Below are 577 nucleotides of genomic sequence, written 5' to 3'. Positions count from 1 at the left end.
AAATAAGATTTGCCAGGACAGATGTGAGGTATGGATGTGATCTATACTCCTAATTAGGCATCCATAGTTAATCAATGTTAACCATGCTTAACAGTATTTAAGGGTAAGTGTGGTTATTTAATGTGATTTTGGTACTATGAGCGGTATTGTTTTTATATTGGAACAGTATATAAAACTTAGAAAGCTGAACTAAGTCTTCAACTGGACACAATGAAGAAAGGTAGAAATTTCCACCTAAACTAGAATGGCTGATCAATAAATAAGGTGAACCTTTGCAAATAGCACCCCAATCTAAAGTAAATGAAATTCTTAGCTCACTAATGGAAGCTGTTAGTTCTTCTACAGTTTTGAGTGAGTTTGAAATCGCTTACTATAAAAGAGAGGCGGAAAAGCTCCCTGAAGCAAGTCATACTCACTTAACGTTGACTATTCTCTACACATCTTTAAATCAACAAAAACAAGCTTTATTACACGCTCACGAAGCCATACGCCTAGCGCCTGATGACCAAGTTATTATTGGTAATATCATATGGGCTCTTTCGTTTGTTGGTGCGGCTAAAACTGTTTATGAACTAAT

1 protein-coding gene is annotated in these 577 nt (G+C 35.7%); it reads left to right on the top strand.

Annotated elements, in window-relative coordinates; translation table 11 throughout:
- Window positions 1–272: 272 nt before the first annotated feature.
- The coding region (locus AB4496_RS29350; protein ID WP_372133652.1) for a hypothetical protein at window positions 273–577 on the top strand (305 nt) is incomplete at its 3' end.

Source organism: Vibrio sp. 10N.222.46.A1 (genome assembly GCF_041473595.1).
Lineage (GTDB): Bacteria > Pseudomonadota > Gammaproteobacteria > Enterobacterales > Vibrionaceae > Vibrio > Vibrio tasmaniensis_A.
This window is presented reverse-complemented; position numbering and strand designations above follow the sequence as displayed.